The sequence below is a fragment of the Elusimicrobiota bacterium genome, assembly GCA_026388095.1.
Taxonomy (GTDB): domain Bacteria; phylum Elusimicrobiota; class Elusimicrobia; order UBA1565; family UBA9628; genus UBA9628.
In genome coordinates this window covers 40377-47844 of the sequence record JAPLKL010000029.1, presented here as the reverse complement: position 1 = coordinate 47844, position 7468 = coordinate 40377, and the positions used below count along the sequence as shown (strand labels likewise).

The window sequence follows — 7468 nt, the reverse complement described above, 5'->3', positions numbered from 1 at the left end:
GGCCGGCAAACACGAGGTCCGCCCCAGATGCATTTCCGCCGGCCTTCGGCCGTCGGTTCCGCGCGACTCTGCGAGTCGCGCGGCCGGTTTATGAACCCAAGCCCATGCGGCCGGGACTTTTTACGAGAGGCTCAATACTTATCTCCCTGAATTAAGTATCGTGTCCCGAAATTATTCGGCCGGCTAAGGGGTCCGGTCTTCGCGCCCCATGGCGCTGATCGCAGCCAGGCGGCGGCGGATGGCCTCGTCGCGACCGCGGTCGGGCAGAAGTCGGCGCAGGCGGGAGGCAGCGTCCTGGACCAGGCCGGAGAGGCTGTCGGCCGCCTCGCTCCACTTCGAGGGCAGGCTCTTCTGCCAATCGCGCTTCATCTCGGGCGTCATGTCGTCTGCGTATGAGAACTCGCCCTTGGAGTCGAGGTCCGTTCCGGAATAGGAGGTGCGGGCCTGCAGCGGGACCTCGTCATGGCGCTGGGCCGCGTCGAGCACGTGATAGCCCCCGTCCGCGTCGCGATACACGGCCCAGGCATGCCCTTTGCCGCCCACATAGTAGACCTGTCCGCTGCTCAAGCCGGGCTGACCTTCCTGGATGAGCCGCTCCAGAACCGAGCCCAGAAGCAAAGCCATGTGCCGGCACACGCCCACCGCCGGGCAGGAATCCTCGCCGGAGAGGCCCATAAGCTCGCCCAGCAGGACGCCCCGCTTGCCGCCCAGGCGCGAAAGGCGCGCCGTGACCGCGGCCTCGTCGTACTTGACCTCGCGGGCCACCGCGGCGAAGACCCCCGATAAAGCCGCAAGCTCGTCGCCGCCCACGCGGCGCGCGGCCAGGCTCGCCTTGACCCGCTCGTAGAAGCCGCGCAAGGCCGCGTCGCGGTCCCAGTCCACGGCCACGGTCTCGTCCAAGTAGCGGATGGCGCCCTGGGAGAAGACGTGCCCCGAAGCGCTCAAAGCTTTCTGGATGGGGAAGGAGCCCTCGGGCCGCGCCCCCTCGATGCGCACCGAGCCGTCCTTGTGCAAGGTGATGGCGCCCGCGTCCTGGATCAAAACCCAGCCGTCCTCGACCGAGACCGCGGCCTGCATGCGCGCCTCGGGCAAGGACCGGTCCGGAATCGTGAAGCGGTCGGCCCCATCATGAGCCGTCGGGCCGCGGAAGATATAAAAGCCTTTTTCAGGCACGCGGCGGCCGCGCAGGGCGCCGCTCTTGCGTATGCTCAGTCCGGCGCTGTCCCGCCGGACCAAGAAAACGTCCTTGCGGCCCTCGCCCTCGATGACGAGGCGCAGCTTCTTCCCCGCCTCCAGGCGCACCCGCGCTCCGCGCGGCGTGGCCGCGATGGCCGAGCCCGCGCCGGGGTCCAGGACCGCGTCAAGGCTGTCCACGCGCAGGGCTTGGCCGTCGAAAAGGCCTGCGCCGAGCGCCTTGTCCGTCTCGGCAGCGGGCTGCGGCTTGGCCTGGGGGGCGGCTTCTGAGATGGACGCGCCGGCCTGGTCGAGGATCGGCTGGCCGGGCGCCAGGACTTGGATGGCCGGGGCCTGAACCACGACCGGGACGGGGGAGAGGATTGGCGCGGGCTTGGCGGCCGCGAGCCAGGACGGCGTCAAAGAGAGGCTGGAGCGCGGGGCCTGGACCTGGAGCGCGGCGCCGGCCGCGTTCTGGCCGATCGGCAGCGCTACTTTTGGCAGCTCGACTACCACGCCGGCGAAAGCCGCCTGCGGCAGGAGCAGCCAGAACGCGAGCGCGCGAATGAAACCGTTCATCACTGATAGGATGGACGGTATCCATTGGAAAAGGAAGGGTCTCAAGGCGGAGCCGGGTCTGGGACTGAAGGCCTACGAGGATTTGACCTCAAATCAGCTTAACGGAACTAGTAGAATGTGATCATGGTGGGCGACCCCTCGTCCTGGCGGCCGGCGGTCCTGCTAGTCGGGCTCGCGTTGCTTTGCGGGGCCTGCGCCGAGTCCGGTCCCAACCCGGCGGCCGAGGCTTGGCGCGAGCGCCTGGCCCAGGGCGACCGGGCCTTGCACCACGGACGCTACGCGGAATCCGAGGAGGCCCTGGAGGCCGCCCGCCTGTCGGCGGAGAGCTTCGGCCCCGAGGATCCGCGCCTGGCCGAGAGCCTCAACGACCTGGGCGACCTCTATTTCGCGCAGGGGAAATACGCCCAGGCCGAGCCTCTCCTGCGCCGGGCCCTGGCCATCACCGAGAAGACCTATGGGGCGCAGAGTCTGCGGGCGGCGGCCGACACGCTCTATCTCGCGGACATCTATAACCTGCGAGGGAATTCCGCCGAGGCGCAGCGCCTGTATCAGCAAAGCCTGCGGGTCCTGGAGGCCCGCGGCCGCAGGATGGACCTGGCGGCGCGCCTCAACGACCTGGCTTTGCTCTACCAGTCGCAGGGGCGCGACGCCGCCGCCGAGCGGGCCTACCTGCGGGCGCTGGCTCTGACCGAGAGCTCTTTGGGCCAGGAGCATCCCTTGGTCGCCTCCCGGCTCGACGATCTGGCCCTGCTCTACCAGAGCCAGGGCCGCTACGCCCAGGCCGAGCCGCTGTACCTGCGCGCCCTGTCCATCTTGGAGAAGCGCCACAGCCGGGAACTGGACAGAGCCCTCGACGATCTGGCGCTTTTCTATGAGGCGCAGGAGCGCTACCGCGAAGCCGAGCCGCTCTACCGCAAGGCCGTGGCCTGGACCGAGAAAGCCTTCGGCCGGTCCAGCCGGCGCCTGGTCCCGACGCTGGAGAGCTACGCCAGCCTCCTGCGCCGCTTGAACCGGGAGGCCGAGGCCAAGCCCCTGGAGGCGCGCGCCCGGGTGATATCCGGAGGCCGCGCGGGACGTGAGCGCCCATGAAAGCCTTGACCCTGCGCAGCCAAGTACTGGCCGTCATGGCTTTCCTCTGGCTATACGCTTTGGGGGTGGGCGGCGCTTACTGGATACAGAGCCGGGCCCACGGGAGGCTGGAGGAATCCTTCCAGCACGACCTGGCCGTGCTGGCGCGCCTGCCCCGGCTGCGCGACGGGCTGCGCCAGCTCGACCAGTGGACCGACCGCTACCTGCTCACCGGCCAGGCGCGCTGGCTGGACAAGCGGCAGGACGCTCTGGAGCGGGTCCGCCAGACCGAGGGCGTGCTGGCGGGCCTGCGCAGCGAGGGCTTGGAGGGGGATATCCTCCAGCAGCTGCACCGGCAGTTCGCCGACTACCTATCCCAGCAGAACCAATGGATCAGCCGGCGGCGCGCGGGGCGCCTCTCCCCAGGCGAGGCGCAAAGGCTCATCGGCCGCCACCCGGACTTCGACGCGATGACGGCCCTGCTGGTCCGGATGAAGGACGCCAACGTGGCCGAGCTCGAGCGCAGGCGCGAGGCGGTCGGCGCGGCCTCGCGCGTCAACCTGGCCCTGATCCTGCTCACCGGACTGCTCGCCTGCGGCCTGATGACCTTCTTCCTCTGGCGCTACGTGGTGGGCCCCCTGGAGAGCCTGCACCGCTATGCCGCGCAGTGGGCCTTGGGCCGCCCCTGGGACCTGGGCTCGCCGCACGCGGGCCCGGAGATACGGGGCCTGCTGGCCACCATGAAGGGGCTCACCGACCGCGTCAACGGGCAATACGAGAAGGAGCACGAACTGGCCCAGCTCAAGGCGCAGTTGGTGTCCATGGTCAGCCATGAGTTCAACAACGCCCTGGCCACCTTGGGCGGCTTCGTGCTGCTGCTCCAGGAATCCGAGCCTAAGGAGTCCGATGGGCCGCAGCGCGGGGAGTACTACACCATCCTCAACAGCACCGTGCGCCTGCTGACCCTGGCGGTCAAGAACCTGCTGGACATGGGACGCATCGAGGCGGGGAAGTTCCAGGTGCGGCCCCGGCCGATGCATATCCGCCCGTTGGTGAAGCAGGCGCTGGAGAGCCTGGCGCTGCTGGCCCAGCGCAGGGGCATCGAGATACGCCAGGAATTCCCGGACCAACCGCTCTGCGTGCGGGCCGACCCCGAGACGCTCGCCATGGTCGTCACCAACCTGCTCTCCAACGCCATCAAGTACACCCCGGAGCAGGGCCGCATCGCGTTCGGCGTCGTCGCAGAGCCGGGGGGGGCGCGGGTCTACTGCGAGGACACGGGCATCGGCATCTCGGCCGAGGACCAGCAGAAGATCTTCTCCGGCTACTATCGCACGGAGGAGGGCCGCAAGGCGGCCAAGGGCTTCGGGCTCGGGCTGACGCTGTGCGCCAGCATCGTCGAGGCCCACGGCAGCCGCCTGGAGGTGGCCAGCGAACCGGGGAAGGGCTCCCGCTTCTCGTTCGTTCTGCCCCTGGCGGAGGAGGAGCCCGGGCCGCACGGCAGGCCCTTGGACCCAGCCGCACCTGGGCCTATGGCTACTGCCGCGTAAGGTCTCCCGCCGCTATACTTTGGGCATGAAGACCAAGCTCGCCTTGCTGCTGCTGGCTCTTGCAGCGCCCGTCTCGGCCCAGCAGCTGCCCGACCTCGCCTCGGCTGCGCAGGAGCTCAGCGCCGCGGTCAAGGCCAATCCCATCAAGAGCTACGTGCAGCCCAAGCACGACCTGCAGTGCATCTTCGAGGGAGTGCTGGCCATCATGAAAGTCGCGCCCCGTTCCGACGCCGCCATGCCCCCGCTCTACCTGCAGGACAAGACCCCCCTCAAGCAATTCCAGGACGCGGTGGAGCCGCAGTGGCAGATGCGGCCGGACATGTACCTCAACGTGTACGTGGCCGCGCGCAACGAGATCTACGTCTTGAACGAGGCGCAATATTACCAGCGCGTGGGACGTTTCGTGGACGACTCTATCGCCCACGAGCTGGTCCATTACGTCCAGGTCATGTACAGGAAGATCCCCATCGAGCAGTTCGACGACGGCATGGAAGGCGAGGCCGTCTCGGTGCAGACCGAGTTCCGCGAGCGCTACATGAAGACCGGCGCTTCGCCCTGCACCCGATGATCAGGTTCCCCCGCCCCGCGCTCTGAGCCTGGCGGATTGCCAGCCCCGGCCGGAAAAGGCTATAGTCCTTTGGCATTCGGTCATTTACGGACCCAGCAATCCGATATCAGCGAGGAGGTCCCGGGTGACGCCAACAGGAATCTTTCCGATCCTATTTCTGACCGTCGCGGCTTGGGCCGCGGAGCCGCCCGCGGCGTCGGCGCCGCGGGCGGGCGAGGTCCTCGACCTCGGACGCTGCATCGACCTGGCCCTGGCCCAGGACCCGGACCTGCGCGGCTTGGGCTATGCCGCGGACGCCGCCGAGGCGCGCCTAGTCCAGTCCCGTTCCGCCTACCTGCCTTCGGTCAACGCCACGGCCGGCTACCAGAAGTACGAGGCCGACAAGATCAACTACGACGACCCTTTCCGCAGCCAGACCATCAACGACTTCTATTATAAGACCGCCGGCGCGTCGGTCAGCCAGCTCCTCTTCGACTTCGGCAAGCGCTACGCCTCGATCAAGGCGACCCGCTTCCTGCGCGACGCGGCCCGGTCCCAGCGCGACTCCCTGGCGGTCCAGATCGCCGCCGAGGTCAAGCAGGCCTACTACGACTTGCTGCAGGCCAAGCGCGCGCGCGACCTGCGCGCGGAGATGGTCGAGCAGTACAAACAGCACCTCTCCGTGGCCAAGACGCGCTTTGACGCGGGAGTGCGGCCCAAGTACTACGTGACCAAGGCGGAGACGGACCTGAGCAACGCAGAGCTCGATGCCCTGCGCGCCGACCGGGACCTGCAGGTGGCGCAGGCGGTGCTGGCCACGGCCATGAACTTCGCCAACGCGCCCGTCTTCGACATCGTGGACAACCTCGACTTCGAGAAGTACGAGACCAACCTCGACGCCATCCTGGCTCGGAGCTTCTCGGACCGGCAGGACCTCAAGGCCCTCTCGGCGCAGGTGGAGTCGGCCCGCAAGAGCCTGTCCGCCGCGCGCGGGGACCTCTTCCCGGACTTCTACGCGAGCGCGGGCTACCAGTTCGCGGGCAGCCGTTCGCCCATCACGCACGGCTGGAACGCGGGCGTCAACCTCACCGCGGACCTCTTCACGGGCTTCCGGAAGGTCGGCAAGGTCTCCGAGGCCAAGGGCCTCCTGCGCCAGACCGAGACCCAGGTGGAGAGCCTCAAGCTGCAGATCGGGCTGGATGCCCGCAAGGCCTTCCTCTCTTTGCAGGAGGCGGAGAAGGCCATCGCGACCGCGACTATGGGCGTCGAAGACGCCAAGGAGAACCGGGACATCGCGGAGCTCAATTATTCCTCCGGCTCCGGCACGCCCGTGGAGGTGACCGACGCGGCCGTGCTCTACAGCAACGCGCGCTTGAGCCTCATCTCGGCCCTGCACGACTACAAGGTCGCGCGGGCCAACATCGAAAAGACCATGGGGATGCGATGATGAAGAATATCCTGCTGTGCGCGACCGTTCTCAGCCTTGCCGGCGCCTCTCTGGGCGGCTGCAAGAAGAAGCCCAAGACCGGAGGTGACGCGCCGGTTCCGGTGGTGACGGCCCAGGTCCAGAAGAAGGAGATGCCCGTGGCCATAGAGGCGCCCGGCACCGCGGAGCCCATCCGCATGGTGCAGGTGACGGCGCAGGTGGACGGCCAGCTCCTCAAGGTCAACTTCAAGGAAGGGGACATGGTCAAGCAGGGCGATCTGCTCATGGTCATAGACCCGGCGCCTTACAAGCAGAAGCTCCAGAAGATGCAGGCCGACCTGGACGGCGACGAGAAGAAGCTCGCGTTCCTCAAGTCCGAGGAGGCGCGCTACAAGAAGCTCGTGGAGGGCGGAGCCGCGTCCCAGGAGGAGTACGAGACCCACAAGACCGAGCTCGACAAGCTGCTCGCGGACATGGACGGCGACCGGGCCCAGGTGGCGGCGGCCCAGCTCGACCTCCAGTACACCCAGGTGCGCGCGTCCATATCGGGCAAGACCGGCGCGCTCCAGGTCCATGAGGGCGCCGGGGTCAAGAAGAGCGACACCAAGCTGGTGTCCATCAACCAGCTGCAGCCCATCTACGTCAGGTTCTCGGTCGCGGAGAAGAACCTCTCCTCCATCCGCCAGGCCATGGCCAAGGGCCCGCTCAAGGTCGTGTCTTTGGAGCAGGGGCCGGGCAACAAGCCCCAGGAAGGCAAGCTCGCGTTCATCGACAACGCCGTGGACCCGGCCTCGGGCATGATCCTGATGAAGGGCGAGATGCCGAATCTGGACCAGAGCTTCTGGCCGGGCGAGTTCTCCAACATCACCTTGACCCTGGACACCCAGAAGGACGCGGTGGTGGTCCCGGCCCCCGTGGTGCAGAGCGGGCAGGCGGGGCCCTACGTCTTCGTGGTGCGCAACGACGGCACGGCCGAGATGCGCAAGGTGACTTTGGACCGCACCGTGGGCGACGAGTCCGTCATCGCCCAGGGGCTCGCCGCGGGCGAGACCGTGGTGACCGACGGCCAGATGCGCCTCACCGAGGGCGCCAAGGTCGTGGCCAAGACCCAATAGTTCCCCGGGG

At 67.9% G+C, this 7468-nt stretch carries 6 protein-coding genes; 5 read left to right on the top strand and 1 reads right to left on the bottom strand.

Annotated elements, in window-relative coordinates; all coding sequences use genetic code 11:
* Positions 1–183: 183 nt before the first annotated feature.
* On the bottom strand, positions 184–1752 hold the full coding sequence (locus NTY77_07185) for a hypothetical protein (GenBank protein MCX5795257.1): 1569 nt from the start codon (positions 1750–1752) through the stop codon (positions 184–186).
* 123 nt (positions 1753–1875) lie between these two features.
* On the opposite strand from NTY77_07185, the gene NTY77_07180 reads away from it, so the two are divergent.
* The 5 genes from NTY77_07180 (at position 1876) to NTY77_07160 (ending at position 7458) form a co-directional block, all read left to right on the top strand.
* Positions 1876–2841 (top strand): tetratricopeptide repeat protein, encoded by a 966-nt coding sequence (locus NTY77_07180; protein ID MCX5795256.1) that lies wholly within the window; start codon positions 1876–1878, stop codon positions 2839–2841.
* Positions 2838–4370, top strand: coding sequence for an ATP-binding protein (locus NTY77_07175; GenBank protein MCX5795255.1), 1533 nt, complete (start codon positions 2838–2840; stop codon positions 4368–4370). Before NTY77_07180 ends, NTY77_07175 begins: the two co-directional genes overlap by 4 nt.
* 25 nt (positions 4371–4395) lie before the next feature.
* A complete protein-coding gene (locus tag NTY77_07170) occupies positions 4396–4938 on the top strand; it encodes a hypothetical protein (GenBank protein MCX5795254.1) in 543 nt (180 codons plus the stop codon).
* Positions 4939–5062: 124 nt separating this feature from the next.
* A complete protein-coding gene (locus NTY77_07165; GenBank protein MCX5795253.1) occupies positions 5063–6364 on the top strand; it encodes a TolC family protein in 1302 nt (433 codons plus the stop codon).
* Positions 6364–7458 (top strand): efflux RND transporter periplasmic adaptor subunit, encoded by a 1095-nt coding sequence (locus NTY77_07160; GenBank protein ID MCX5795252.1) that lies wholly within the window; start codon positions 6364–6366, stop codon positions 7456–7458. Before NTY77_07165 ends, NTY77_07160 begins: the two co-directional genes overlap by 1 nt.
* Positions 7459–7468 lie beyond the last annotated feature (10 nt).

Excerpts from the sequence above, each read along its gene's own strand:
- NTY77_07185 (MCX5795257.1), bottom strand. The coding sequence starts at position 1,752 with ATGAACGGTTTCATTCGCGCGCTCGCGTTCTGGCTGCTCCTGCCGCAG.
- NTY77_07180 (MCX5795256.1), top strand. The coding sequence starts at position 1,876 with ATGGTGGGCGACCCCTCGTCCTGGCGGCCGGCGGTCCTGCTAGTCGGG.
- NTY77_07175 (MCX5795255.1), top strand. The coding sequence starts at position 2,838 with ATGAAAGCCTTGACCCTGCGCAGCCAAGTACTGGCCGTCATGGCTTTC.
- NTY77_07170 (MCX5795254.1), top strand. The coding sequence starts at position 4,396 with ATGAAGACCAAGCTCGCCTTGCTGCTGCTGGCTCTTGCAGCGCCCGTC.
- NTY77_07160 (MCX5795252.1), top strand. The coding sequence starts at position 6,364 with ATGAAGAATATCCTGCTGTGCGCGACCGTTCTCAGCCTTGCCGGCGCC.